The organism is Streptomyces sp. NBC_00341, from assembly GCF_041435055.1.
Lineage (GTDB): Bacteria > Actinomycetota > Actinomycetes > Streptomycetales > Streptomycetaceae > Streptomyces.
In genome coordinates, this window is record NZ_CP108002.1 from 1,671,963 (window position 1) to 1,697,574 (window position 25,612).

Annotated in this window: 23 protein-coding genes and 1 pseudogene; 6 read left to right on the top strand and 18 right to left on the bottom strand. The window is 72.0% G+C overall.

All coding sequences use genetic code 11. The annotated features are described in order from the left end of the window. Window positions 1-21: 21 nt before the first annotated feature. From OG892_RS07385 to OG892_RS07420, 8 genes are all read right to left on the bottom strand, one after another. The gene (locus OG892_RS07385; protein WP_371628733.1) at window positions 22-501 is read right to left on the bottom strand and encodes a hypothetical protein; all 480 of its coding nucleotides are present in this window, start codon (window positions 499-501) and stop codon (window positions 22-24) included. Between the two features lie 403 nt (window positions 502-904). Beyond that, on the bottom strand, window positions 905-1,804 hold the full coding sequence (locus OG892_RS07390) for a S1 family peptidase (RefSeq protein ID WP_371628734.1): 900 nt from the start codon (window positions 1,802-1,804) through the stop codon (window positions 905-907). Window positions 1,805-2,072: 268 nt separating this feature from the next. After that, window positions 2,073-2,873, bottom strand: a complete 801-nt coding sequence (locus OG892_RS07395) for a DUF1684 domain-containing protein (protein WP_371628735.1) — start codon at window positions 2,871-2,873, stop codon at window positions 2,073-2,075. A 4-nt stretch (window positions 2,874-2,877) separates the two neighbouring features. Continuing rightward, window positions 2,878-4,179, bottom strand: a complete 1,302-nt coding sequence (locus OG892_RS07400) for an NtaA/DmoA family FMN-dependent monooxygenase (protein ID WP_371628736.1) — start codon at window positions 4,177-4,179, stop codon at window positions 2,878-2,880. Further along, window positions 4,176-5,255, bottom strand: coding sequence for an LLM class flavin-dependent oxidoreductase (locus OG892_RS07405; protein WP_073739309.1), 1,080 nt, complete (start codon window positions 5,253-5,255; stop codon window positions 4,176-4,178). The genes OG892_RS07400 and OG892_RS07405 overlap by 4 nt, the downstream gene beginning before the upstream one ends. Before the next feature lie 71 nt (window positions 5,256-5,326). Next, a complete protein-coding gene (locus tag OG892_RS07410) occupies window positions 5,327-6,079 on the bottom strand; it encodes an amino acid ABC transporter ATP-binding protein (RefSeq protein ID WP_073739375.1) in 753 nt (250 codons plus the stop codon). A gap of 121 nt (window positions 6,080-6,200) precedes the next feature. After that, entirely contained in the window at window positions 6,201-8,042 is a 1,842-nt protein-coding gene (locus tag OG892_RS07415) for an FAD/NAD(P)-binding protein (protein ID WP_371628737.1), read from the bottom strand. After that, window positions 8,039-8,905 carry an amino acid ABC transporter permease gene (locus tag OG892_RS07420; RefSeq protein WP_073739307.1) on the bottom strand — a complete coding sequence of 289 codons (867 nt, stop codon included), beginning with the start codon at window positions 8,903-8,905 and terminating at the stop codon, window positions 8,039-8,041. Before OG892_RS07420 ends, OG892_RS07415 begins: the two co-directional genes overlap by 4 nt. Before the next feature lie 565 nt (window positions 8,906-9,470). On the opposite strand from OG892_RS07420, the gene OG892_RS07425 reads away from it, so the two are divergent. Continuing rightward, the gene (locus tag OG892_RS07425; protein WP_073739306.1) at window positions 9,471-10,412 is read left to right on the top strand and encodes an ABC transporter substrate-binding protein; all 942 of its coding nucleotides are present in this window, start codon (window positions 9,471-9,473) and stop codon (window positions 10,410-10,412) included. Between the two features lie 60 nt (window positions 10,413-10,472). Here the strand turns inward: OG892_RS07425 and OG892_RS07430 are convergent, their stop codons facing one another. Next, complete coding sequence (locus OG892_RS07430; protein ID WP_371631592.1) at window positions 10,473-11,810, bottom strand: DUF5685 family protein; 1,338 nt, start codon at window positions 11,808-11,810, stop codon at window positions 10,473-10,475. 247 nt (window positions 11,811-12,057) lie between these two features. On the opposite strand from OG892_RS07430, the gene OG892_RS07435 reads away from it, so the two are divergent. Then, window positions 12,058-12,501: a cell division protein SepF gene (locus OG892_RS07435; protein WP_073739305.1), complete on the top strand. Its 444-nt coding sequence runs from the start codon at window positions 12,058-12,060 to the stop codon at window positions 12,499-12,501. A gap of 38 nt (window positions 12,502-12,539) precedes the next feature. On the opposite strand, the gene OG892_RS07440 is transcribed toward OG892_RS07435, so the two are convergent. Together OG892_RS07440 and OG892_RS07445 are read right to left on the bottom strand one after the other, a co-directional pair. Next, window positions 12,540-13,751 carry an acyl-CoA dehydrogenase family protein gene (locus OG892_RS07440; protein WP_328867577.1) on the bottom strand — a complete coding sequence of 404 codons (1,212 nt, stop codon included), beginning with the start codon at window positions 13,749-13,751 and terminating at the stop codon, window positions 12,540-12,542. Window positions 13,752-13,902: 151 nt separating this feature from the next. Continuing rightward, on the bottom strand, window positions 13,903-15,630 hold the full coding sequence (locus tag OG892_RS07445) for an MFS transporter (protein ID WP_371628738.1): 1,728 nt from the start codon (window positions 15,628-15,630) through the stop codon (window positions 13,903-13,905). Window positions 15,631-16,186: 556 nt separating this feature from the next. Here OG892_RS07445 and OG892_RS07450 point away from each other — a divergent pair. Then, window positions 16,187-17,239 carry a phosphatase PAP2 family protein gene (locus tag OG892_RS07450; RefSeq protein ID WP_371628739.1) on the top strand — a complete coding sequence of 351 codons (1,053 nt, stop codon included), beginning with the start codon at window positions 16,187-16,189 and terminating at the stop codon, window positions 17,237-17,239. 133 nt (window positions 17,240-17,372) lie between these two features. Here the strand turns inward: OG892_RS07450 and OG892_RS07455 are convergent, their stop codons facing one another. Beyond that, window positions 17,373-17,588, bottom strand: a complete 216-nt coding sequence (locus OG892_RS07455) for an I78 family peptidase inhibitor (RefSeq protein ID WP_073739301.1) — start codon at window positions 17,586-17,588, stop codon at window positions 17,373-17,375. Window positions 17,589-18,246: 658 nt separating this feature from the next. On the opposite strand from OG892_RS07455, the gene OG892_RS07460 reads away from it, so the two are divergent. Then, window positions 18,247-19,029, top strand: a complete 783-nt coding sequence (locus tag OG892_RS07460) for a hypothetical protein (RefSeq protein WP_371628740.1) — start codon at window positions 18,247-18,249, stop codon at window positions 19,027-19,029. 137 nt (window positions 19,030-19,166) lie between these two features. Beyond that, on the top strand, window positions 19,167-19,514 hold the full coding sequence (locus OG892_RS07465; RefSeq protein WP_073739299.1) for a hypothetical protein: 348 nt from the start codon (window positions 19,167-19,169) through the stop codon (window positions 19,512-19,514). A gap of 119 nt (window positions 19,515-19,633) precedes the next feature. Here the strand turns inward: OG892_RS07465 and der are convergent, their stop codons facing one another. From der to aroH, 5 genes are all read right to left on the bottom strand, one after another. Beyond that, window positions 19,634-21,103, bottom strand: a complete 1,470-nt coding sequence (gene der, locus OG892_RS07470; RefSeq protein ID WP_073739298.1) for a ribosome biogenesis GTPase Der — start codon at window positions 21,101-21,103, stop codon at window positions 19,634-19,636. Between the two features lie 64 nt (window positions 21,104-21,167). Next, the gene (locus tag OG892_RS07475) at window positions 21,168-21,875 is read right to left on the bottom strand and encodes a 1-acyl-sn-glycerol-3-phosphate acyltransferase (protein ID WP_073739297.1); all 708 of its coding nucleotides are present in this window, start codon (window positions 21,873-21,875) and stop codon (window positions 21,168-21,170) included. Then, window positions 21,872-22,588, bottom strand: a complete 717-nt coding sequence (gene cmk, locus OG892_RS07480; protein ID WP_073739296.1) for a (d)CMP kinase — start codon at window positions 22,586-22,588, stop codon at window positions 21,872-21,874. The genes OG892_RS07475 and cmk overlap by 4 nt, the downstream gene beginning before the upstream one ends. 115 nt (window positions 22,589-22,703) lie before the next feature. After that, on the bottom strand, window positions 22,704-23,789 hold the full coding sequence (locus OG892_RS07485) for a prephenate dehydrogenase (RefSeq protein WP_073739295.1): 1,086 nt from the start codon (window positions 23,787-23,789) through the stop codon (window positions 22,704-22,706). Further along, window positions 23,786-24,148, bottom strand: coding sequence for a chorismate mutase (gene aroH / locus OG892_RS07490; RefSeq protein ID WP_073739294.1), 363 nt, complete (start codon window positions 24,146-24,148; stop codon window positions 23,786-23,788). Before aroH ends, OG892_RS07485 begins: the two co-directional genes overlap by 4 nt. A 233-nt stretch (window positions 24,149-24,381) precedes the next feature. On the opposite strand from aroH, the pseudogene OG892_RS07495 reads away from it, so the two are divergent. Next, window positions 24,382-24,927, top strand: a pseudogene (locus OG892_RS07495) (DNA polymerase beta superfamily protein); the annotation flags it as partial. On the opposite strand, the gene OG892_RS07500 reads toward OG892_RS07495, so the two are convergent. After that, complete coding sequence (locus OG892_RS07500; protein WP_371628741.1) at window positions 24,854-25,612, bottom strand: DNA polymerase beta superfamily protein; 759 nt, start codon at window positions 25,610-25,612, stop codon at window positions 24,854-24,856. The pseudogene OG892_RS07495 and the gene OG892_RS07500 sit on opposite strands and share 74 nt — an antisense overlap.

Below are 25,612 nucleotides of genomic sequence, written 5' to 3' on the forward strand. Positions count from 1 at the left end.
CCGGACGGCCGCCCGGCGCGGTCAGGCGCGTACGACCCCGTCGCGCCAGATCACCGTGACCGGGCGGCCGAGCCGGCGGGCGTAGGTGACGATGTCGCCCGTGCCGCCGAGCCCGCGGGCGGGCAGCCCGTCCCAGACGGCGAGCAGCCGGTCGCAGTGGTCCGCGATGTAGGCGCCGGCCGCGTAGTAGGCCTCGTCGGTGGAGTGCGGGTAGTCCAGCCGGACCTCCCGCGCGGCACGGGCCTTGAGGTGCCGGTAGCGGGCCAGTTCGGCACCGTCCGCGAAGCAGGCCTCGTAGTCGCCGCTGGGGATGACCGCGGTCAGTTCCGCGCCATGGGCGAGCGCGAGGTCGGCGAAGAGCTGGTCCGCCCCCACGGCCAGGCTGGACAGCGCCTCCACCGAGCCGTCGAACGCGCTGAGCGCCGCACCCATCGCGGCCAGCACGTGGGCGTGCACCTCCTGCGGAATGCTGCGGTGGCCGGTCACTCCGATGCGATTCACGGACCTGGATCCCCCTGAGGTCTGAGCCGGGGGTTCCCGGAGGGCATCCCTCCGGGAAGGCACAGCGTCCGCCCCCGTTGTTCCTGCGCGACCGTCCTGTGCCACATCCTCTCAAAAGCCGCGGGGTCAGCGGGAGCCCCCGCCCGGAATTCGGGCGGGGGCAGGGCGTGTCGTCGAACTGCCGTCTGCCGCGCGACGCCATGCACGCACTCTCGCCGTACCGGCCCCAGACCCCGGTACGTCCAGTACAGGGGCCTGGGGCCGGCACACCGAGAGCACCCACCTGACGCCGCCCGGCCGCCCTTCGGGCAACGACGGCAGTTCGACAACACGCCCTGGCGTGTTCGAGTTGCCCTTTCGAGGCGGCGGCCGGTTCCGGCGTACGGAACCGGCCGCCCGGCCGTCAGTAGACGCTGACGCCGTACGCGCTGAGCGCTTCGGTGACCGGCTGGAAGAAGGTCGTCCCGCCCGAGGAGCAGTTGCCGCTGCCGCCCGAGGTGAGGCCGATCGCCTTGGAGCCGGAGTAGAGCGGACCGCCCGAGTCGCCGGGCTCCGCGCACACGTTGGTCTGGATCATGCCGTACACGACGTCGCCGTTGCCGTAGTTGACCGTGGCGTTGAGCGCGGAGACGGTGCCGCTGTGGATGCCGGTGGTGGAGCCCCGACGGGTGACGGACATGCCGACCGTGGCATTGGCCGCGCTGGTGATGTCGACGCTGCCCACGGTGCCCTCGTGGGAGATCGAGGCGTTGTCGTAGCGCACCAGGCCGTAGTCGTTGTTCGGGAAGCTGGTTCCGACCGTGGGTCCGATGCTCGTCGAGTTCGACGAGTTGCTGTAGAACGGCGGGCTGCCTTCGGTGCAGTGGCCGGCCGTCAGGAAGTAGTAGGTGCTGCCGCTGCGGACGTTGAAGCCCAGGGAGCAGCGGAAGCCGGGCCCGTAGACGGCGTCACCGCCGGAGATCAGCTTGCGGATCTGTCCGGAGGTGCGTTCGATCTTGAGGGCGCCCGCGTTGCTGCCGGCAGAGTCCTTGATCTGCTGGATCTGCGCGGCGGAGACCGTGCTGTCCGCCGTGACCACGACCTTCTTGGTCGCGGGGTCGACGGTCCAGGCGGTGCCTGCCACGTCGGCGCCGAGGACGGCGTCGCTCGCGGCGGAGAGCTGGTTCGCGCTGTACGTTCCGGTGGAGCTGGCCTGTGCGCTGGGGGCGGCGAGCGCGGCGACCGCTACGAGTCCTGCGGCAATGGCGACGGCCCTGCTGCGTCTCGCGGTACCGCTGAGGGGGGTGGTGCGCTTGATCCTCACGTGTCATTCCTCCCGAGGGGGGTTGAGGGTCCGCCCGTGGGGTGGCCGGACCCGTGAGGCGCAGTCAGCCGCACGGCAGAGATGTCCGCATTCCGAACCTGCCGTGCTCCTGACAAGCGCTGCTCGGGAGTATTCAAGGCGTCAACTTCCGGCGCAAGAGGGCCTCTTGGCCTGAGCTTCGCGCCGGGGCCACCCGCCGCGCCCATGCGTCCGGCCCCGGCGGATGACGGATGCCGGGGCCGGACGCGGAGAAATCGGAGGCGGTGGTTCAGCCGTCGATCCGGTTGCGCTCCCCCGCCTCGACGGCGAACGGGAGGGTGTTGCCGGGCGGCGGGAAGGGGCAGATGAAGTGGTCCGCGAAGGCACAGGGCGGCAGCAGCGCACGGTTCAGGTCGACCGTCACGCTGCCGTCGGCGGCCGGGGCGGCGGGCCGCAGGAACCGGAAGCGGTAGCTGCTGTGCCCGCTGGTGGCGTCGGCGAAGACCGCCCAGAGCGAGCCGTCCTGCTCCACGGCGACCTGGAGCGTGTGCTCGGCACCGTCCAGCTCGAAGGCGATCTCCCCGCCGAGGCCGAGCCCGCGCTCGACCCCGTCGGCGTTCTCGACCCGGACGGTGCGGGAGGTGTCGTAGGGGCGGAAGGTGCCGGGCAGCGACCAGCGCGGGTCGTACGGCGTGGCCTCGATGGCGCGGAAGGCCCGCCGCGCCGCCGAGCCCGGGTCGAAGTCGCGCACGGCCCAGAGCCCTTCGCGGCTCAGCACGAACAGCCGCCGCTCCCCGTGCGCGACCCGTGACCCGTCGATCGGACCCCGGTCGGCGCCGAGCCCGACCTGTCCGGTGAACGGCTTGCCGTCCACGGTCAGCCCGTCCGCGGCCCCGGCGGTGAGCTCCAGCTCGTCACCGTCCTCCCGCCAGTGCCCGGGAATGGCCGGAATTCGGCCTTCCGGGTAGTCGGAGAGCCAGTGCGTGCCGGTGAGGGAGAGCGGTCCGTACGGTGCCGAGACCGTGCCGGTGCGCTCCTCGTGCCAGCGGTCCCAGTCCTGCGCTGCCTGCTGCTGTGCGTCCGTGCTCATGGGCTCAACCTTTCCATACGGGCTCCGCGAGCCCGAGGTGCGACCGGAGTGTGGAACCGGTGTACGCCGAGCGGAAGACCCCGCGTTCCTGGAGGAGCGGGACGACCCGGTCGACGAAGTCGTCGAGTCCGCCCGGGGTGAGATTCGGTACGAGGATGAAGCCGTCGGCCGCTCCGGCGGCGACGAATTCGGCCAGCTCCGCCGCGACGGTCCCGGGGCTGCCGACGAACGACTGCCGGGTGGTCGCCTCGATGACCGTCTGCCGGATGGAGAGCCCCTTCTGCCGGGACAGGGCGCGCCAGCGGGCCGCGACGGCGAGCGGGTCACCGAGGCGCACCCGGCCCTGGACCAGCTCCGAATCGGGGACCGGATCGGCCTCGGGGAGCGGCCCGTCCGGGTCGTAGGAGGAGAGGTCCCGGCCCCAGACCTGCTCCAGGGCGAGCATCGCGTTCTGCGGCGAGACCTGCTGGAGACGGAGTGCGGCGGCCTTCTCCCGCGCTTCGGCGTCGGTGTCCCCGAGCACGAAGCCGACGCCGGGCATGATCTTCAGCTCGTCGGGCTCCCGGCCGTACTTCGCCAGCCGTCCCTTGACGTCCACGTAGAAGGCGCGGCCCGCCTCCAGGGTGCCGTGCCGGGTGAAGATGACGTCGGCGGCGGAGGCGGCGAACTCGCGGCCCTCGGCGGAGTCACCGGCCTGGATGACCACAGGATGGCCCTGCGGGCAGCGCGGCAGGGTGAACTCGCCCTCGACGGAGAAGTGCTCGCCGTGGTGGGCGAAGGGGCGCGGGGTGCCGTCCGGGGTCCAGGAGTCCCACAGCTCGCGGGCGGTGGCGACGAACTCGGCGGCCCGGGTGTATCTCGCGGCCCGGTCCAGGTAGCCGCCCCGGCGGAAGTTCTCCCCGGTGAAGGCGTCGGACGAGGTGACGACGTTCCACCCGGCCCGGCCTTCGCTGAGGTGGTCGAGGGTGGCGAGCCTGCGGGCCAGCTCGAAGGGCTCGTTGAAGGTGGCGTTGACGGTGGCGGCGAGGCCGAGCCGGTCCGTGACGGCGGCCAGCGCGTTCAGCACGGTGAGGGACTCGGGGCGGCCGACCACGTCCAGGTCGTGGATCAGCCCGTTGTGCTCGCGCAGCCGCAGGCCCTCGGCGAGGAAGAAGAAGTCGAACAGGCCGCGTTCCGCCGTGCGCGCCAGATGTTCGAAGGAGGAGAAGTCGATCTGGCTGCCGGAGCGGGGGTCCGCCCAGACGGTGGTGTTGTTCACCCCCGGGAAGTGTGCGGCGAGGTGCAGCTGTTTCGGTGCGGTCGTCATGCCCGTTCTCCTCGAAGGACGTGGTCCCGGGCGTACCGGTTGGCCGGGCGGGCCAGGCCCAGGTGCTCGCGGAGGGTTCCGCCGGGGTGGAAGGTGCGGAAGAGGCTGCGGTGCTGGAGCAGGGCAACCGTGCCGTTGACGATCCGTTCGAGATCGCGGCCGGGCGTGATCGGGGTGAGGTGGAAGCCGTCCACCGCCCCGGCGCGGTGCCACCGGCCGATCAGATCGGCGAGGTCCACCGGGCCGCCCCGGTAGTACGTACCGTGCGCGGCGAGCGGCGGACCGCTCGCCAGCCCGGGTTCCGGGGCGGATTCGGCGTCCCCGAGGTCCACGGTGAGCGCGGCGAGCACCCGGAGGGTGTCGGGGTGGCGGCCGTGGGCCTCGGCGCGGCGGCGCACGTCGTCGCGGATCCTGGCGGTCCGCTCGGGCGTGGTGGCCCGGACGAGGACGACGTCGGCGTGGCGCGCCGCGGTCTGTCTGGCCGGTTCCGCCGTGCCGTCGATGACGACGACCGGGCGGCCCTGCGGGGGCCTCGGCACGATGGCCGGTCCGCGGACACGGAACGTGGCGCCCTCGAAGTCGACGTAGTGCAGCTTGTCCCGGTCGACGAACCGCCCGGTGGCGGTGTCCCTGATCTCGGCGTCGTCCTCCCAGCTGTCCCAGAGCCGCGCGCCCACGTCCGCCACCTCGCCGGCCTCGCGCCAGAGTTCGGCGGCGGGTGCGGCCGGGCGGCGGCCGAACAGCCGGGCCTCCGCGCCGGTCGTCGACACGTCCGCCTGCCAGCCCGCCCGGCCCCGGCTCACCCAGTCCAGGGTGGCCACGGCGGACGACACGTGGAACGGCTCGGTGTGGGTGGTGGTGACCGTCGGCACGAGCCCGATCCGGCGGGTGGCCGGCGCCACCCGGGACAGCACGGCGAGGGCGTCGGGTCCCGGCCGGGCGAACGAGTCGCCGAGGGTGACGAAGTCGAGGGCGCCCTGCTCCGCGAGCCGGGCCAGGGCGGTGTAGTGCTCCGGCTCGTAACGGGGTGGACCACCGATTTCGGCGGCGAGGTGGAGGGGGCGGATCGGAGGCATGTACGGGCCCTTTCGGCACGGTTCGGGTCAGGTTCCGGAGCCGGCCGACGCTCCACCGGCCGGATCCCGGGTCACAGGACCTTGGAGAGGAAGGCGCGGGTGCGCTCGTGCCGGGGGCGGTCGAGCACCTCGGCGGGCGGGCCCTGTTCGACGATGCGTCCCTCGTCCATGAAGACCACGGTGTCGGCGGCCTCGCGCGCGAACCCGATCTCGTGGGTGACGACGATCATCGTGGTGCCCCGGTCCGCCAGGTCCTTGATGACGTCGAGGACCTCACCGACCAGTTCGGGGTCGAGCGCGGAGGTGGGTTCGTCGAAGAGCAGCAGCTTCGGTTCCAGGGCGAGCGCGCGGGCGATGGCGACGCGCTGCTGCTGGCCGCCGGAGAGCTGCCGGGGGTAGGCGTGCGCCTTGTCGGCCAGGCCGACCCGGTCCAGGAGTTCGTGCGCGGTGGCGGCGGCCCGCTCCTTGGGGCGGCCGAGCGCGGCGACCGGGGCCTCCGTGATGTTCTCCAGGACCGTGAGGTGCGGGAAGAGGTGGAAGTTCTGGAAGACGAAGCCGATCCGGGTGCGGCGGCGCAGCACCTCGCGCTCGGGGAGTTCGTACAGCTTGTCGCCCTTGCGGCGGTAGCCGACGTAGTCGCCGTCCACGGTGATCGAGCCGCGGTCCGCCTTCTCCAGGTGGTTGACGGTGCGCAGCAGGGTGGACTTCCCGGAGCCGGAGGGGCCGAGGATCACGGTCACCTCGCCGGGGCGCACGGACAGGTCGATTCCGCGGAGCACGTGCAGGGCGCCGAAGCTCTTGTGTACGCCCCGGATCTCCACCATGGCCTCGGCCTGTCCCCGGTCGCGGTCGGCGGCCGGTTCGGTCTTCGGTGGGCGGCTGGTCGTCGTCATGGGTTCCTCTGGCGGTTCGTGGCGGAGGTGCGCGGGCCGGTCGGTCAACGGTTCAGCCGTCGCTGCCGGTGAGTTCGCGCAGGAGGGTGAGGGCGGCGCGCGCGGTGGCGTCGTTCTGCCGGAAGGCCGGGCCGCCGGTGCGCGGCCGGGTGAACGCGCCGCTGGTGCGGGCGGCGGTGTGCGGGCCGAGTGCGAAGCGGCGCGGGTGCGGGAGGCCTTCGCGGTCCAGGATCCGGCCGTCGTCGGGGTCGACGGCGAGCAGTCCGGTGGCGGTGGCGGCGGCCCCGTCCCGGTGCAGGGTGCGCAGCAGGGTGGAGCGGGTGCGTTCCGGCGCGGGGTCGGGCAGCCGGGCCTCGACGAGCGCGCGGGCCTCGATCCGTTCGCCGGGCACGGTGGCGCTGCCGGCCCGGAAGACGCCGTGCCGTTCGTCGGTCTCGACGGTGATCCCGGCGCCGAGGAAGCGGACGACGCCGGCCCGGGAGAGCGCCAGCAGCTGCCGCAGCCGGGGGCCGGGCGGACCGGAGGCGAGGTAGCTGAAGAAGCCGTGCCACCAGTCCCCGATGTCGCCGAACCGGATCAGCTGGCCGTAGGCGGAGAGCAGTCCGAGGAAGACCGCGAGGTCCTCGCTGTGCCCGGGGTCGTGCCGGCGGTCGAGGTCGGCGGCGATGTGGTCGCGGGTCGCCTCCTGGAGGGCGTCGTACGAGGGGTGCCGTACGCCGTCCAGCGGGCGGTCGAGTGCCTGGATGTCGAGCCGGTCGGCCGGGTCGGGGACGGCGGCGGCGATCAGGGCCCGCAGGTCGTCGCTGCCCGGCTCCGCGACCGCGTACTTCTCCTCGAAGGCGGTCCGGTCCGAGGTGGTGCGTTCGGCGTGGGCGGTGAAGAGCCGGTGGTAGTGGGCGAACCCGAGCTCTTTGTCGATATGTGGCCAGATATCGCGGTGGAAGTCGGGCGGCTCCGTCCGGCCGAGCAGCTCCTCGGTGCGCTCGGGGCCGAGGAACCGGGGCAGCGGTGGCCGTTCGCCCTGCCAGCCGTATCCGATCTTGGAGCGGTACGGGACGCCGCGCCGCGATCCGACGTACAGGACGGGCTCCCGGCCCGACGGCAGGTAGGCGCCGTTCTCGTACCGTCCGCCGCGGCCCTCCGTGAGCAGCACCATGAGGTCGATGAAGGCGAGTCCGAAGCCCCGGACGATGACGGGTTCGCCCGCGGGCAGAGCGGTGAGGTCGCTGTCGGCGGTGAAGTCGGGCGGCAGATGGACGAGGCCGTGCCGGCCGGCGAAGGCGGAGAGGGCCTGCTGTCCGGCGTCCGGTTCGGCGTCCAGGTGGCCGATGGTCAGGACCACCAGGTCCGCGAGCAGCGGTTCGGCGCGGCCCTCCAGCCGGACGCGCTGGGGTCCGTCGGGCGGACCGGTGACGTCCAGCGCCCGGTCCCGGTGTTCGTGGACGGTGACCGAGGGCGGGAGGGCCGCCACGGACTGCTCGTACACCCAGCGCAGATAGGCGCCCTGGAGCCGCCGGCTCGGGAAGTCCTGCCCCCGCAGCGCCTCGATCTCGGCGCGGAGTCCGGGCTCGGCCGCGTCGTCGGATGGCTGGATCCGGCCCTCGCGCACGTCCACCGCCCAGGCGTCCAGCGCCGGCCCCGGTCTTATGGGCCCGTCCTGGCGGACGGTCTCGTCGGTGAACATGGTGACGTCCTCGGCCATGGAGTTCATCCACAGCAGCGGCGACTGGTCGTGGCGCCAGATCCGCCCGGCGCCGGGCGGGTACGGGTCGACGAGGTGCAGGTCCAGCGGCCGGTGCCCGTACAGCTCCGGGGCGTTGGCTGCGAGGCGCTCGATCAGGCCGGTGCCGCGCGGTCCGGCGCCTATGACGACCAGCGAGGGGCGGCCGTTCACCGGGGGTCCGCCGAGCCGCGGGCGTAGTGCCGTTCGACGTAGTGCTGGCCGACGCTGAGCACCGAGGTCACCACGACGTACCAGAGGGTGGCGACCAGCAGCAGCGGGATGACCTGGTAGGTGCGGTGGTAGACGAGCTGGACGGAGTACAGCAGGTCCTGCACGGCGATGATGCTGACGATCGAGGTGCCCTTGAGCGTGCCGATCAGCATGTTCCCGGCGGGCGGCACGATGGAGCGCATCGCCTGGGGCAGCACGATCCGGCGCAGCCGCCGCCACGGACCGAGGCCCAGCGACTGGGCGGCCTCCAGCTGTCCGCGTTCCACCGAGAGGATGCCGCCGCGTACGACCTCCGCCGCGTAGGCGGCCTCGTGGAGCGTCAGTCCGATGACGGCGACGGTGACGGGGCCGAGGAGGTTCACCGTGCGGACGCCGAGGATCTCCGGGTAGAGGGCGCCGATGTTGAACCAGAACAGCAGCTGGACCAGGATCGGGGTGGACCTGAAGAGCCAGACGTATCCCCAGCCGACGGCCTGGAGAACGCGGTTGGCGGAGAGCCTCAGGACGGCGAGCAGGGTGCCGAGCGCGAAGCCGAGCACCATGACGAGCGCGGTGAGCCAGAGGGTGAGCCAGAGACCGCGCAGCACGGCGGTGGTCAGGAAGTAGTCGCCCACGACGTCCCACTGGAAGGCGTCGTTGCGGATGACCGAGTTCAGCGCGAGGGCCAGCAGGACGAGTACGGCGACGGCGGCGGTCCACTGACCGGTCCGGCGGGCCGGGACGATGCGCAGCCGGTCGGCGGCGTCGTCCTTGAGCGGTGGGGCCGGGCGGGCCGGCGGGAGGGTGTCTGTCTGTGCGGACATGCGAGGGCTCCGTGGATGCGGTGATCGAACACGGGGCGTGCCCTCGGCACGGAAACACGACAGCTGGAAACACAGCAGCCGGGAACGCGACAGCTCGCGCAACGATACGGACCGGGCCCCTCAGCGCGATCCGCCTCCGAGGTAAGCGCTGTTCACAACGGGATGTCAAGCCTGTCCACACTGTGAGCCGTACACACAGGGCCAGTTGACGGACTACCGGATGCCTGTTCCACTTGGGCCATGCATTCGCAGAAATGGCTGGTCAAGCGCTCCCACATCGACTTCGGTCGCGTGTGGTCCTGTTCCTGTTGAGCTGACCCCGCTGCGTTCCCGCCCTTCTCGCGCCGTGAGCGGCGCCTGAGCCTTTCCCTCTGTGTGCCCTCGTGCACGCGACAGCGCTCCACCCTCCCCTCGTCACCACACCGTGCCCCGCGACGCCGCGGCACGTCTTCCTCCGTCCCGGCCGCGGACTGCCTCGTGCTGCCCCGGTGCGGTGACCGGCAGAGCCTGCCGGTCACGACACCCGCATCCGTCCTCGGCCGCCGAAAACTGGAGACCTTCCCTGATGCCCCGTACCCGGCACACCGCTGCCTTCGCGCTGATCACCGCGGCCATGCTGGCTCTCACCGCGTGCGGTTCCGGCGATCCGGCGACCGCCCCCGCCGGCGCGGCCGGTCCGGCCGCGGAGCACGCGATCCCCACGGCCGACGTCGTGTCGGGGGTGAAGCGGAACAAGGCCGCGGCCGACCTGCTGCCGGCCGCCGTCCGCTCCTCCGGGACCCTGAACGTCGCCTCCAGCGTCGGAACCCCGCCCGGAGCCACCTATCTGGCCGACGGCAAGACCCTGGCCGGCACCGACATCGACTTCGCGGACGCCGTCGCCAGGGTGCTCGGCCTGAAGCCGAAGCGGGAGGTCGCCGCGTTCGAGGCGATCCTGCCCGCGCTCGGCAGCGGGAAGTACGACGTGGGCACCGGAAACTTCGGGGTCACCGACGAGCGCCGGAAGACGATCGACTTCGTCACCTACCTCAACGACGGCCAGGGCTTCGCGGTCCGCGACGACAGCAAGCTGGCCAAGGTCACCGATCTGACCCAGCTCTGCGGTCTGACGGTGGGCACCGCCGCGGGCACCACGTTCGAGGTGACGCTGGAGGAGAACAAGCACCGGTGCGCCGACGCCGGCAAGAAGCCGTACGACGTGAAGACGTACTCGGACCTGGCCGCGGTCTGGAGCTCGCTCCAGCAGGGGCGGACCGACATCGTGATGTCGACCATCAACGGGCTTCGGTACGCGGTGAAGCAGCAGGAGGGTGTCCGCTTCCTCAACGAGTTCGCGCGTCTCGACGTCGGCTTCGCGTTCAAGAAGGGCACTCCGCTGGCGCCCGCGTTCCAGGCCGCGGTCAGCGCCCTCAAGGCGGACGGCACCTACGACCGGATCCTGAAGAAGTGGGGCATCGACGAGTCGGCGATCGAGACCTCGCAGATCTCGCCGCCCGAGATCAGCTGACGCCGGGACTCCGCGTGACGCGGCGTCACGGACGTGACACAGATGGCGGGTGACGCCGCATCAGCAGCTGCAGTCACACCCGCAGTCGCAGCAGTCGCACCCGTCACAGCAGTCGCCGCAGTTGCTGCAGCAGTCGCAGCCGTCGCAGCAGTCACCGCAATCGCAGTCGTTGCACAGCCCCTCGCGGCGCTGCCGGGTCCACGGATCGTCGAAGGTGCCGCAGCACATCTGGCAGGTGCAGGCGAGCCCGGCCCACACCAGGCACCCCACGACGAGCCCACGGCGGTCGCGCGGCGGCTCCGGCGGCGGCTGCGGCGGGCCGAAGGGTGCGCCGGGGCCGGAGGGCGCGTACGGGTTGCCCGGCGGCGGTCCGAACGACGCCGTGTGAAGGGTTCCTGACGGGTGATCGGCTGACGGGCGGCCGGCTCCGTCCGGGCCGGCGGGTCCCGCGGTCAGCAGGCCGCCCGACCGATGGGAACAGACGTCCGTGGCGAAGGCCCGGTCCACCGAGCGCCGCAGTTCGTGCGCCAGCAGCACGTGGGCCAGCTTGCCGTCGGTGAACTCCGCGTCGCGCAGCGCCAGCCGTACGCCGCGCAGCGCGTCGTCGCACAGCCGGCGGGCCTCGGCGCGCGAGGTGCCGGTCGCGGTGAGCGGGTTCCAGGCACCCGACGCGGCGTCAGCTTCCTGGTCCTCCACGGCATCCAGCAGATGTGCGAGGCGCCCGAAGAGGCGCCCGGCCTCGGCCAGCGGCTCGGCGTTCCCCGGCTTGCCCGCGAGTACGGCGGTGTGCGCGAAGGCCGCCGCGGTGGCCGTCTCGGTGGGCTCCGTGACCGTCAGCAGCGGGGTGCCGGGGCCCGCGAGCAGCTCGATGCCGGTCTGCCGGTCGACGGCGTCGACGAGCAACGCCGTGTCGAAGCCGAGCTGTGCGCCGGTCCGCGCGCCGGCGCGGTCCCAGCCCGCCGCCACCCTGCGCGCCGCCGCCGCCACCGGGCGCCGCTTCAACAGCCCGTCCCGGTCCGCGACGTGGTCGCGCACCTTGGCCGACGCCAGCACCAGCGAGACGGCGGCCGCCAGCCTGGCCCCCTCGCCCCGCGCGACCGGGGCGGTCCGCATGGCGCGCAGCGGGCAGGGGCCCGCCGTGCGGCGCTGTGCGGGGGTGCGTTCGGTCTGAGCCTCCGTCAGGACCGAGACGATCAGGCCGTCATAGTTCGTGACGATCCGAGCGAACTGTCCGTGATCGGACCGAAGTGCCAGACAGAGCCCGCAGAGATGGGCCATCCACTCGGCCCTGAGCCCGTCCGACAGTCGGTGGACGCAGGGCCTGACTATTCCGAACACGACGATCCCCCGGGTGTCGTTCAGCTGTGCGCCGCGCTCGGGCGAGGGCGCGCCGTGCATCGTACCGAGCGCCCCGTTCACCCGTACGTCCCCCATGTCACCCGTACGGCCCGGAGCATCATATTTTCTTTCTTCAGGGCCCTTAAGCAGGAGGAACCTTGACGAATCGCCACATCCTCTGCACCAGTACCGTCACGAATGGCCTGCGCGCCGCCTATCCCCTTGGCGCACGATCCGCATCATGGACGACCATAGGGATACGAAAGAGATGCGGAACGCCAAGGAACCGCGGTGAGAGGAGGCGTCCATGGGATCGGTGCGCAAGGCGAGTGCCTGGCTGGGCCTCGTAGAGGACAACGACGAGCGGTACTACGACGACGACGAGTACTCCGAGGGTGCACGGACCGGGACCGGACAGGCCTGGGTGACCGATCCGCGGGTGCGGGTGGTGTCCGAGGCGGCCGAGGAGACGGGCCGCCGGATCGCCACCGTGACCCCGGACAGCTTCCGGGACGCCCGGAGCATCGGTGAGCTCTTCCGGGACGGCGTCCCGGTGATCATGAACCTCACCTCCATGGACTCCGCCGACGCCAAGCGCGTGGTGGATTTCGCCGCAGGGCTGATCTTCGGGCTGCGCGGGTCCATCGACCGCGTCGCCACCCGGGTCTTCCTGCTGACCCCCGCCGACACCCAGGTCGTCAACGGCGAAGCCGCCGGCCGGCCGGCCGACGGCTTCTTCAACCAGAGCTGACGAGGCGCTCACCGAATCGGCCGGGCCGTTGTTCCGGACTACCGGAACGCGTCCAGGCCGGTGAGCGCCTTGCCCAGCACCAGCTGGTGCATCTCCACGGTTCCCTCGTAGGTGAGCACCGATTCCAGATTGGTCGCGTGCCGCATCACCGGGTACTCCAGCGAGATCCCGTTGGCGCCGAGGATCGTGCGTGAGGTGCGGCAGATCTCGATGGCCTCCCGCACGTTGTTCAGCTTGCCGAAGCTGACCTGTTCCGGGCGGAGCCTGCCCGCGTCCATCCGGCGGCCCAGGTGGTGGGCGAGCAGGATGCCCTTGTGGAGCTCGACGGCCATGTCCGCGAGCTTGGCCTGGGTGAGCTGGAAGCCGCCGATCGGCTTGCCGAACTGCTCCCGGGTCCGGGCGTAGTCGACGGCCGCCTCGAAGCTGGCCCGTGCGGCACCCATGGCTCCCCAGACGATTCCGTAGCGGGCGTGGCTGAGGCAGCTGAGCGGCCCGCGCAGGCCGGTGGCTCCGGGCAGCACCGCGTCGGCGGGCAGCCGTACCTCGTCGAGGATCAGCTCGCTGGTGACCGAGGCGCGCAGGGACCACTTGTGCCTGATCTCGGGTGCGGAGAAGCCGGGCGCGTCGGTGGGCACGACGAATCCGCGGATGCCGGTGCCGGCGGAGCCGTCGTCGGTCTGCGCCCAGACGACGGCGACCCCGGCGACCGAGCCGTTGGTGATCCACATCTTGCGGCCGCTGAGCACCCAGTCCTCGCCGTCGCGCTTGGCGTACGTGCGCATGCCGGCCGGGTCCGAGCCGTGGTCCGGCTCGGTCAGGCCGAAGCAGCCGATGATCTCGCCTGCCGCCATGCCCGGCAGCCACCGCTGCTTCTGCTCCTCGGAGCCGAAGCGGTGGATCGCGTACATGGCGAGGGAGCCCTGTACGGAGACGAGTGAGCGGATGCCGGAGTCGGCCGCTTCGAGCTCCAGGCAGGCCAGCCCGTACTGCACGGCGGTGGCGCCCGCGCAGCCGTAGCCCTGCAGGGACATGCCGAGGGCGCCGAGCGAGCCGAGTTCGCGGGCCAGCTCGCGGATGCCGGGCAGTTCGCCGTCCTCGTACCACTGCGCGATGTGCGGCAGGACGCGGTCGGCGGCCCAGGCCCGGACGGTGTCGCGGATCGCGAGGTCCTCGGGGCTCAGGAGGTCGTCGATGCCGATGGGGTCGCGGGGGTCGAAGGGCGGGAGCTTCGAGGACGGAGCGGTGGACATGAGGATGCGCCTCCGGCGGCTCGCAACGGTACGGAGAGGTCGGTACGGGACGCCGGAAACCAGCAGAGTGGGATACGGCGTCGTGCCGACGTTACGGCCCGGCACCGGAAACTAGCAGTGTTAGTTACGGGCGTCGTGCCGACGTTACGGCTCAGCGTGCCGTGCGTCCAGAGCCGGTCGCCTCCGCTGCCCGCCGCGCGCCCGGCAGCGGGAGCAGGGCCCCCGGCCGGTCCGCCGCCGGCGCTTCGTGGCCCCGGTGACCGCGGGAATCCCCGGCCTCCGGCACCTCGGCGGCCCGGCGGCCGTCCGGGGAATCATCCGGCTCGCACAGCGGCGGCGGGCACTCCATCACCCGGGGCAGCCGGAGCGCGGCGAGCGCCCCGAGCAGCAGCAGGGCGGCGCTGACCAGGAGCGTGACGTGCAGCCCGTGGATGAAGGCGTGCCGGGCCGTGGACCGCAGCACCCCGCCGAGCGGTCCTCCCAGTCGCGCGGCCACCTGATAGGCCTCACCGAGCGAGTGGGAGGCGGCGGCACCGGCGGAGGCGGGGACGCCCGCTTCGGGGAGCCGCGCGAGGCCCGGGGTGTACGCGGCGTTCATGACGCTGCCGAGCAGCGCGATCCCCATGCCCGCGCCCAGCTGGTACGAGGTCTCACCGATCGCGGCCGCCCCGCCGGCGCGGTCCGCGGGGGCCTCGCTGAGCATCGACTCGTACGCGCCGAAGAGCGTGGACTGGAGGCCGAAGCCGAGCACGACGAAGGACACCGTGAGCAGGCCGGGCCGGTCGTGCTGCCCCATCACGGTCAGCATCAGCACCGCGACGGCGGTCAGTACGAAGCCAAGGCCGACCATCCGGCGGGGCCCGACCCGGCGCAGGGTGTACGAACCGGTGGCGCCCGCCGCCATCGCGGCGAAGGTGAGCGGCAGCAGCCGCAGGCCGGTCTCCAGCGGGCTGAGCCCCAGGACGAGCTGGAGGTACTGGACGGCGATCAGCTCCAGGCCGACCAGGGCCAGCATGGCGAGGACGATGCAGCCCACCGCGGTGGAGAAGGCCGGCCTGGCGAACATGCCCATGTCGATCAGCGGGTGCGTGCGCCGCTTCTGACGGCGGACGAACGCGACGAGCAGCGCGGCCCCGATCAGCAGGGGCGCCAGCGTCGCCGGTCCGAGGACACCCTCGCCGGTACCCGCCCGCTTGACGCCCAGCACCACTCCGAGCACGCCGGCCGCGGCCATCAGCGCGCCGAGTACGTCCCAGGGGCCGTCGTCGCTGCCCCTGGACTCCGGGAGCAGCAGTCGGCCGACCGGGAGGAGCAGCGCCATCAGCGGGATGTTGATCAGGAAGACCGATCCCCACCAGAAGTGCTCGACGAGGAAGCCGCCGATGACCGGTCCGGTGGCGGCGCCGACCGCGGCGACCGCGGACCACACTCCGATCGCCACGGCCCGTTCGCGCCGGTCGGGAAAGACCTGCCGGAGGATCGACAGGGTGGCCGGCATGATCATCGCGCCGCCGACGCCGAGCAGGGCCCGCGCCGCGATCAGCACACCCGCGCTGTCGGCCATCGCGGCGACGGCGGAGGCGACCCCGAAGAGGGCGTAGCCGAGCAGGAGGACGCGCCGCCGCCCGACCCGGTCACCGAGGGTGCCGAAGAGGATCAGCAGCGAGGCGCAGACCAGCGGATACGCGTCCACGATCCAGAGCAGGCCGACGGCGCTGGGCCGCAGGTCCTCGGTGACGGCCGGGACGGCGACATGCAGCACCGTCGCGTCGAGCGCCACGAGCAGCAGACTGAGGCAGAGGACGACCAGGACGACCCATCGGTTGGCACCGTCGGCGGCTGCGCGCAGGCGGGCTCGGGCTGTGGTCGTCCCGGACATGCATCTACCTCCCAGAAGGTCCCTCGCGCTCGGCAGGCCCCCTGGGGATTCAGCGTCCGCTGTCCCTCCGGGCCCGGCATCGACGGGCGAGTGATGCGTCAGCGTACGCGAGTTCGGGAGGGCTACACGTGGCCCATCTCATACCGCCAACGGCCTCCGACTGTGGTGTACGCCATTGCCCGCGGCCTCGTCGACCTGCCTGGAGACCCCTCCCGACCTGCGCGGACCGGCTGTCCGGCGGTGCGCGGGACGGGCCCCGGGAGCGGTGCGGAGCGCTTGCCGAACGGCGGATGAAGGCGTCGAGTAACCGGATCGATACCGTCCGTTCCACCCCTCCGGGGCTCCCGGTACATGCACTTCGATATCCCGTGCGCTTTTACGTCAATATCCAAAAACCTCTCCGGCGCGAGTACCGAAGTAATAGAACGGAAGGAATCCAGGATTCTCCGGAGGGTCAGAAAAAACGACCGCACTGAGACATAGTCCACATCACATCGTCATCACAAAGCAGCCGGATCGACCAGGTCACCCACTCACTCGCTGTAACGTCGATTGGGTGCGTACCGACATCTTTGCCCGCCTGGACCGGGAGCCGGAACCGCCGAAGATAGAGACACCGCGGATGAGCCGTCACCGCATCGCTCTCTTCGGCGGGACGTTGGCGTTCTATCTCGCCATCGTCATTGCCGTGCTCATGTCGTCCTGGCTGGTGACCCTGGACTGGAAGGTCATGCTCTTCCGGCCCTACCAGCAGTGGCCCCAGATCCATGCCTTCCTCGACTACTACGTCGTACTCGGTCAGCGTGGCCCCACCGCCGTCATGGTCGCCTGCTGGCTCGGGTGGCGCTCCTGGCGGCAGCACACCCTGCGCCCCCTGCTGACGCTGGGCGCCTCACTGCTGCTGCTCAACGTGACGGTGGGAGCGGTCAAGTACGGCCTCGGCCGGCTCGGCCCGCACTACGCGACCCAGATCGGATCGGCCGAGCTCTTCGCCGGCGGCGATATATTTCCGTCCGGGCACACCGCCAACGCGGTCGTGACCTGGGGCATCCTCGCCTATCTGGCCGCCACCCCGCGGGCCAGGCGCTATCTCTCCGCGATGTCCGCGGTCGTGTCGCTCGGGGTCGGCCTGACGACCGTCTACCTCGGTACGCACTGGCTCAGCGACGTGGTGCTCGGCTGGGCGGCGGGGCTGCTGATCCTGCTCGGCCTGCCGTGGTGCGAGCCGATGATCACCCGGGCGGAGGACTGGATCTTCGCGGCCCGGGAGCGGCTCAGCGCCCGCAGCAGGCTCGTACCGGCCCCGCCCGTCGCGGCGGGCGACCGCCAGCCGGTTCCGGCCGGACAGCCGGCGGCTGCGGCGGTGGAGGCGACACAGGGCCAGGTCCGCCCGCCCGTCGCCACGGGCAGCCATCCGGCGGCGGTGGCGGTGGTCACGACGGCCACCGGCAGCCGCCCGCGCGCCCACACCACGCCCCCCGCGCACCAGGGCCACCCGGCCCGCTCGGAACGCACCCCGGTCACCCCGGCGGGCAGCCGCCGCCCCCCGCACGCGGACCGCACACCGCGCGGCGGCACGGCCCCGGCCCGGCCGGTGGCGGGCGGCTGACCGGGACGCGCAGACGCACTCCCCGCATGGGTGAAGGCCCCGACTCCGGTCGGGGCCTTCACCCATGTGTGCGGCGGGTACGGCCCCGCACCGGGCCGCAGGGGGCTGTACGGGGAGCTCGATTACGGGGAGCTCAGCCCACCCAGCAGCGCTTCACGACGCCGCCGTCGACCTCGAAGTTGATGCGGCCGCCCAGGAACTCCATGGTGATGACGGTGCCCGGCGGCAGAGCTCTGACCGTGGTCCAGCCTCGCTCCCGGGCCCTGCGCTCCGCGGTCTCGGCGCCGAGACCGACATATGCGCCGGGTGTGTCGTCGGGCTGGGCGGAAGGGGTCGGTATGGGTGCCATACCTCCCACCGTAGGCGGCCCGGGACGGCGGCGGAAGCCGGGGCGCCACCGGTCGCACGGCATCCTCACGTCCCTCACCGGTCACGCTTGTGTCACAGGATCACCACACCCGTTCCCGCCTTGCTCCGTCACCCGATCGCGCGATTCGGAACCGGACGCACAGTAATCACACAGGCCGGAAAACGATCGGCGAAGAGGCCTGCGAAACGGGCTGGATTTCCTTCGCCGGACGCCGTTGATTTCCCTCCCGAATATCCTCCCGTAAGCGAGAGACCCATCAGGAATTCATCCTTCCTTATCGCACCCTTATCTCATGCTCACAATATCCACACCATCGCACCGGGTCCGGCCGCGTGGTTCCGGCCGTATAGCCGACGGCCCGAATCACCCCGCTTTCCGACGCCGGAGCACCCGCTCCGGGCACCGGTACGACGGGGCGGCACGGGCGGGGTTCCCGTGGGCGCCCGGCGCCGTCCGGTCCGGGGCAGGGCCACGATCGAGCGCCACGATTTCCCGACTTGTCGGCGTATCACCGACCGGTCGGCTCCCCGGTTCGATTCCGTTCGCATTCTCGCGTGACCCCGGCAGCGGCTCACCCGTTGTCTTCTTCATGAGCCGGGAACCGCCCGGCGCACGTACCGAGTTCGAGGAGCCACCCGTGCCGCGCATGCTCGACGTCAGCGAGGACGTACGCGCCGAGATCGGCGACGCCGAAGCCGACCGGCTGCTCGTCGGCGACAACGCCCCCGGCAGTTACGACTGCACCTCCTGCCGCACCCCCGGCGACTCCGAGCAGGAACGCACCAGCACGGTGCTGTTCGTCGGTGACGAGACCGCGGTCCTCGCCTTCGCCCACGCGACCTGCATCCCCTCCCAGGTCGTCCAGGTGGCCGAGGAACAGCTGCAGGGCGCCGTGCGCAGCATCACCGGGAGCGAGCAGGACGTCCAGGGCGGGCCGAACCCCGAGCAGGCCGTGCTGGGGATCACCAGCGGCCTCGTCCTGATCGACGACGAACTCCACCCGGCCCTGGTCGTCGAACCGACCGGGGCGATCGCCCGGCCCGGCACGGACGGCAGCGGCGGCGACGAGTTCCTGCAACTGCTGCTGGAGCAGGGATTCCACCCGGTCCAGCGGATGGATCAGGTCCCCGAGGTACTGCACGGCTGGTCGATCCTGCTCGCCATGGGTCAGCTGCACGCGGTGCTCCAGCCGGGCACCGGCGGTGGCTCACCGGTGGCCTGGTGGCAGGCGCACGCGCCGCTCCAGGTGACCGAGGGCTGGCGGACCGCGGCCAACAAGTCGCAGACCGTGCTCGTCTACGCGGCCCCGGCCGGCTCGATCGGCCAGCAGCCCCGCGAGGACCTGCTGCGCGACGCCCTGGAGAAGGCCTCGGCGGGCGGCGTCCTGGTCGCCGCGGCGATGCCGCTGGCCGGTACCTGACCGTGTCCGGGCACTCCGGGGCCCCCGGGCGAACAGCTATTTCTCCGGCGCGCCCGCATCTCACGGGCGGCGGGGTCGTTGGCACATACGTGCACTCATACGACCCCTCCCACCAGCGTCCGAGCCCGATCCCTGCCATGCGTCCCGCGCAGGACCCATCGGGTGGCCCGTCCCGCACCCCGATCTACGACGCGCTGTACTCCGAGTACCGCCGGTCGTTCAGGGCGTTGCCGGGTGACCGGACCGGGGAGGAGAGCATGGGGCTCCCGAGTTTCGGCAGCGGGTTCTTCGGCTCCCGCGCCCCGCTGAGCGGCCACTCGGGCCATGGCGGCGCGGGCGGCGCGTCCGGTGGCACGGGCTCGGCCGCCGGGCACGGCAGCGGCAGCCCCGGTACGCACACCGGGAGCCTGGGCTCCTGGCAGCGCGTGGGACGGCACGCGGGGCGGGTACAGGCCGCGCTGCCACCGGGCTCCCGGGGAGCCTGAGCGTACGACTGAGCCCCGTACCACTCGTTCTGCGAGTGGTACGGGGCTCAGTCGTGTCCGGGGGCTCAGCGGCGCGGCCGGGGCGCTCCCGCGCCGGGGCCGTGCCGCCCGTCCGTCGGCTACTTGTTGCGGCCGCGCTTCTCGCGGACCCGCACCGAGATGTGGATCGGGGTGCCCTCGAAGCCGAACTCCTCGCGCAGCCGGCGCTCGACGAAGCGCCGGTAGCCGTGCTCCAGGAAGCCCGAGGCGAAGAGCACGAAGCGCGGCGGCTTGGTGCCCGCCTGGGTGCCGAAGAGGATACGGGGCTGCTTGCCGCCGCGGATCGGGTGCGGGTGCGAGGCGACGATCTCGCCGAGGAACGCGTTCAGCCGGCCCGTCGGAACGCGGGTCTCCCAGCCGTCCAGCGCGGTCTCGATCGCCGGGACCAGCTTCTCCATGTGGCGGCCGGTGAGCGCCGAGACGTTGACCCGCGGGGCCCACGCGACCTGCGCGAGCTCCGTCTCGATCTCGCGCTCCAGGTAGTAGCGGCGCTCCTCGTCGAGGGTGTCCCACTTGTTGAAGGCCACGACGATCGCACGCCCGGCCTCGACGGCCATGGTCACGATGCGCTGGTCCTGGACGCTGATCGACTCGCTGGAGTCGATCAGGATCACTGCGACCTCGGCCTTCTCCACGGCGGCGGCGGTACGCAGCGAGGCGTAGTAGTCCGCGCCCTCCTGGAGGTGGACCCGGCGCCGGATACCGGCCGTGTCGATGAACTTCCAGGTGATGCCGCCGAGCGTGATCAGCTCGTCGACCGGGTCACGGGTGGTGCCGGCCAGCTCGTTGACGACGACCCGGTCCTCGTTGGCCACCTTGTTCAGCAGCGAGGACTTGCCGACGTTCGGGCGGCCGATCAGCGCGATGCGGCGCGGTCCGCCGACCGCGGTGCCGAACGACTGGGCCGGGGCCTCGGGGAGCGCGTCCAGGACGGCGTCCAGCATGTCGCCGGTGCCCCGGCCGTGCAGCGAGGAGACCGGGTGCGGCTGCCCGAGCCCGAGCGACCAGAGCGCGGTGGCGTCCGCTTCGCCGCTCTGCCCGTCGACCTTGTTGGCGCAGAGCACGACGGGCTTCTTGGCCCGGCGCAGCAGCTTGACGACGGCCTCGTCGGTGTCGGTGGCGCCGACGGTGGAGTCGACCACGAAGACGACCGCGTCGGCCGTCTCGATGGCGTACTCGGCCTGGGCGGCGACGGAGGCGTCGAGCCCCAGCACGTCCTGCTCCCAGCCGCCGGTGTCGACGACCTTGAAGCGGCGGCCCGCCCATTCGGCCTCGTAGCTGACGCGGTCACGGGTGACGCCGGGCTTGTCCTGGACGACGGCCTCACGGCGGCCGATGATCCGGTTCACCAGCGTCGACTTGCCGACGTTGGGGCGGCCGACGACGGCGAGCACGGGAAGCGGTCCGTGACCGGCCTCACCGATCGCGCCCTCGACGTCCTCCGGGTCGAACCCCTCCTGCGCGGCGAGCTCCATGAACTCCGCGTACTCGGCATCGCCAAGCGCTCCGTGCTCGTGGTCCGAGCCGCCGGAGTGAATCTGGTCGTTCATGAAGTCCGTTCCTCTTTGCATCATCATCGATGGACCACGCAGCACGCGGTCCACTACTCAAGTCTTACCCAGTGCGCCCGGTGAGGCGTCTGGCCTGCTCCAGGTGGCCGGTCAGCCGGCCCTGGATCCGCACGGTCGCCTCGTCGAGCGCCTTGCGCGTGCGCCGCCCGCTGCCGCCCACCCGTCGCCCACCGCCACCCGTATACGAGCTTCGCACGCCCTCTTGCGCGTCAAACGCCTCGCCGAAGACGACATCGACGCGGCTGCGCAGCGGCGGCAGTGCTGATATCAACCGTCCGCGGCGCTCCGTGCTTCCCAGTACGGCCACGGGCACGATCGGCGCCCCGCTGCGTACCGCGAAGTACGCGAGCCCGGCGCGCAGCGAGGCGAAGTCTCCCTCGCCCCGGGTGCCCTCGGGGAAGATCCCGAGCACCCCGCCGTCCCCCAGCACGCCGAGGGCGTGGGTGATGGCGGTGCGGTCGGCGGTCGTACGGTCCACCTTCAGCTGACCGATTCCGCGCAGGAACGGGTCCAGGGGGCCGACGAACGCCTCTTTCTTGATCAGGAAGTGGACGGGCCTGGGCGCGGTGCCCATCAGCATCGGACCGTCGACGTTGTGCGAATGGTTCACCGCGAGTATGACGGGTCCCGAGGCTGGCACCCGCCACGCGCCGAGCACACGGGGCCTGAACAGCCCGTACATCAGCCCGATCCCGATGGAGCGCCCGACCGCCGCTCCGCGCAGCGTGGGCGCGCCCGCGGCTGGGCTCACTTCGCCGCCTGCTTCTCCCCGACGAGGGTGACGACGCACTCGATGACCTGCTTGAGGGTCAGCTCGGTGGTGTCCACCTCCACGGCGTCGGCCGCCTTGGCGAGCGGAGACGTCTTGCGGCCGGAGTCGGCGGCGTCCCGCTTGATCAGCGCCTCCTTCGTGGCGGCCAGATCGGAGCCCTGCACCTCTCCACTGCGGCGGGCGGCGCGCGCCTCTGGCGAAGCGGTCAGGAAGATCTTGATGTCGGCGTCGGGCAGCACGGTCGTGCCGATGTCCCGGCCCTCGACCACGATGCCCTTCTCCGCGTCCCTGGCGATGGTGCGCTGCAGCTCGGTGATCAGGGTGCGCACCTCGGGGACGGCGCTGACGGCGCTGACCTTGGAGGTGACCTCCTGGGTGCGGATCGGGCCGGAGGCGTCCTCGCCGTCGACGGTGATCGTGGGGCCGGCGGGGTCGGTGCCGGAGACGATGACGGGCTTGGCGGCCGCGGTGGCCACCTCCAGCGCGTCGTGCACGTCGATGCCGTTGTTCAGCATCCACCAGGTGATCGCCCGGTACTGGGCACCGGTGTCCAGATAGCTCAGGCCGAGCTGGGCGGCGACGGCCTTGGACGTGCTGGACTTGCCGGTGCCGGAGGGCCCGTCGATGGCGACGATCACTGCGGCCGGGGCGGTCCGGGCGGCGGCGCTTACGGTTTCCACGGTGGTGGACACCTTCCTGGTACACGGGGTGGGCGGGACGGGACGCGCGAACCCGCCCCGCACAAGGTTACCGAGTGTCGGCGCGGGCCCGACCACCCCTGTGGACAACCGCCTCCCGGCCCTTGGGCTACTGGCGGATCGACCAGCCGCGCTCGCGCAGTGCCGCGCTGAGGCCGGGGGCGGCGCTCGGCTCGACCATGAGCTGCACGAGGCCCGCCTGCTGGCCGGTGGCGTGCTCGATGCGCACGTCCTCGACGTTGACCCCGGCCCGGCCCGCGTCCGCGAAGATCCCGGCCAGCTCGCCCGGCCGGTCGCTGATCAGGACGGCCACGACCTCGTACGAGGCGGGGGCCGCCCCGTGCTTGCCGGGCACCCTGACCCGGCCGGCGTTGCCCCGGCGCAGCACGTCCTGGATGCCCTCGGTGCCCGCGCGGCGTTTGTCCTCGTCGGCGGACTGCAGCCCGCGCAGTGCGGTGACGGTCTCGTCCAGGTCGGCGGCGACCCCGGCGAGGACGTCGGCGACCGGTCCGGGGTTGGCGGAGAGGATGTCCACCCACATCCGGGGATCGGACGCGGCGATCCTGGTGACGTCCCTGATGCCCTGCCCGCAGAGGCGTACCGCGGTCTCGTCGGCCTCCTCCAGCCGGGCGGCGACCATCGAGGAGATCAGCTGCGGGGTGTGGGAGACGAGCGCGACGGCCCGGTCGTGGGCGTCGGCGTCCATGACGACCGGCACGGCCCGGCAGAGCGCGACCAGCTCCAGGGCGAGGTTGAGGACCTCGGTGTCGGTGTCTCGGGTCGGTGTGAGGACCCAGGGGCGGCCCTCGAAGAGGTCCGCGGTGCCGGCGAGCGGACCGGAGCGCTCCTTGCCGGCCATCGGGTGCGTGCCGATGTACGGGGCGAGGTCGACGCCGAGTGCCTCCAGCTCGCGGCGCGGGCCGCCCTTGACGCTGGCCACGTCGAGGTAGCCGCGGGCGACGCCCTCGCGCATGGCGGTGGCGAGCACGGACGCGGTGTGGGCTGGCGGCACGGCGACGATCGCCAGGTCGACCGGGCCCTCGGGGGCCTCGTCGATGCCCGCGCCGAGCGCGGCCGCCGTCCGGGCCGACTCCGGGTCGTGGTCGACGAGGTACACCGTGATGCCCCGTCCGGCGAGGGCGAGGGCCGCGGAGGTGCCGACGAGGCCTGTTCCGATGACAACGGCGTTTCTCACTGGGCGATGTCCTTGCGCAGGGCGGCGGTGGCGCCGAGGTAGACGTGAGCGATCTCGGACTTGGGGAGATAGGTCTCGATGTGGGCGAGGATCCGGACCACCCGGGGCATCGACCCCTCGATGTCCAGCTCCTGGGCGCAGATCAGCGGTACGTCGACGATACCGATCCCGCGCGCGGCGGCGGCCGGAAAGTCGCTGTGCAGGTCGGTGGTGGCCGTGAACCAGATGCTGATCAGGTCGTCCGGGACGAGGCTGTTGCGCTCCAGGACGGCTGTCAGGAGAGCGCCGACCTGCTCGCCCATGTGCCCGGCCTCGTCCCGCTCCAGCTGGACGGCTCCCCGGACCGCTCGTACCGCCACGTCGTGCTCCTCGCTTGTCCGTACCGCTTCGTGCTCTGCGTGCGCCGCCTGTGTGTTCCGGCTGTTTCAGCGTAGAGGGCCGGTGGGGTCCCGCGCCGGGCCGCCCTGTCCGTGAGACGCGTCGGTGGCGCCGGGTCCCGGAGCGGCCGTCCCGGGCTCTCGCGTACCCTCCCCGCATGATCAGTCCGTCCGACGAGGCGCTGGTGCGCGACCACACCGTCTACTCCTGTGTGATGGGCTCACGCGCCTTCGGACTGGCCACGGACGGCAGCGACACCGACCTGCGGGGGGTCTTCCTCGCACCGACCCCGTTGTTCTGGCGGTTCGAGAAGCCGCCGGCCCATGTCGAGGGGCCGGCCGACGAACAGTTCTCCTGGGAGCTGGAACGCTTCTGCGAACTGGCGCTGCGGGCCAACCCCAACGTGCTGGAGTGCCTGCACTCACCGCTGGTCGAACACGCCGACGCGACCGGCCGGGAGCTCCTCTCGCTGCGCGGCGCGTTTCTCTCCCGGCGGGCGCACGGAACCTTCGTCCGATACGCGATGGGCCAGCGCAGGAAGCTGGAAGCGGACGTACGCCAGCACGGGGAGCCGCGCTGGAAGCACGCCATGCACCTGCTGCGGCTGCTGACGAGCGGCCGGGACCTGCTGCGTACGGGCGAACTCACGATCGACGTGGGCGCGGCCCGCGACGGACTGCTCGCGGTCAGGCGGGGCGAGGTGCCGTGGCCGGAGGTGGAGCGGCGCATGAACAGGCTGGCCGAGGAGAACGACGCGGCGGCCGCCGACTCCCCGCTGCCGGCCGAGCCGGACCGGGCGCGGATCGAGGACTTCCTGATCCGCACCCGGCGGGCGTCGGCACTGGCCGGGGACGGTTCAGCCGGCTGACGCCGCGTCGAACCGCGCCCGCACCACCAGTCAGATGGGCCAGCACCTCGGCGCTGCGCATCAGATGGATGCCGGTGAGCAGCGCCCGGAAGGTGTAGAGCAGCGGTTTGAGCTCACCGGTCTTCTCGAAGAGCCGCCACTGGGTGTTGGCGAATCCGCGGTAGTGGTGCGCGTGGTTACGGGTGAGGACGGCCGGGGCGAGAGCCACCAGCTCCGCGTGCGCCGCGCTGGTGTGCGCGACCAGCGGGGAGAGCAGCTGCTCCAGTACGTAGCCGTTCGGCTTCAGCATCAGCCGGACGAACTTCCGCAGGTCGTGGGTGACCAGATCCATCTCCACGCCGTCCTGGTCCCACATCCTCGATCGGGTCTCCTCGGGCTCGCGCAGGCCGAGGAGATCGGCCGCGGGCAGGAGGTGGACCCCCCGCAGGTCCACATCCGAGTCCTTGGAGGGGAACCCGTACAGATGCGCCCCGGAGACCGTCGCGAACAGCAGCGGGTGGCGTTCCCCTGCGACGACCGGGCCGAGGTCTGTGACCGGCAGCCCGGCTTCCTTGAGACGCGTCATGTCCGTAGCCAT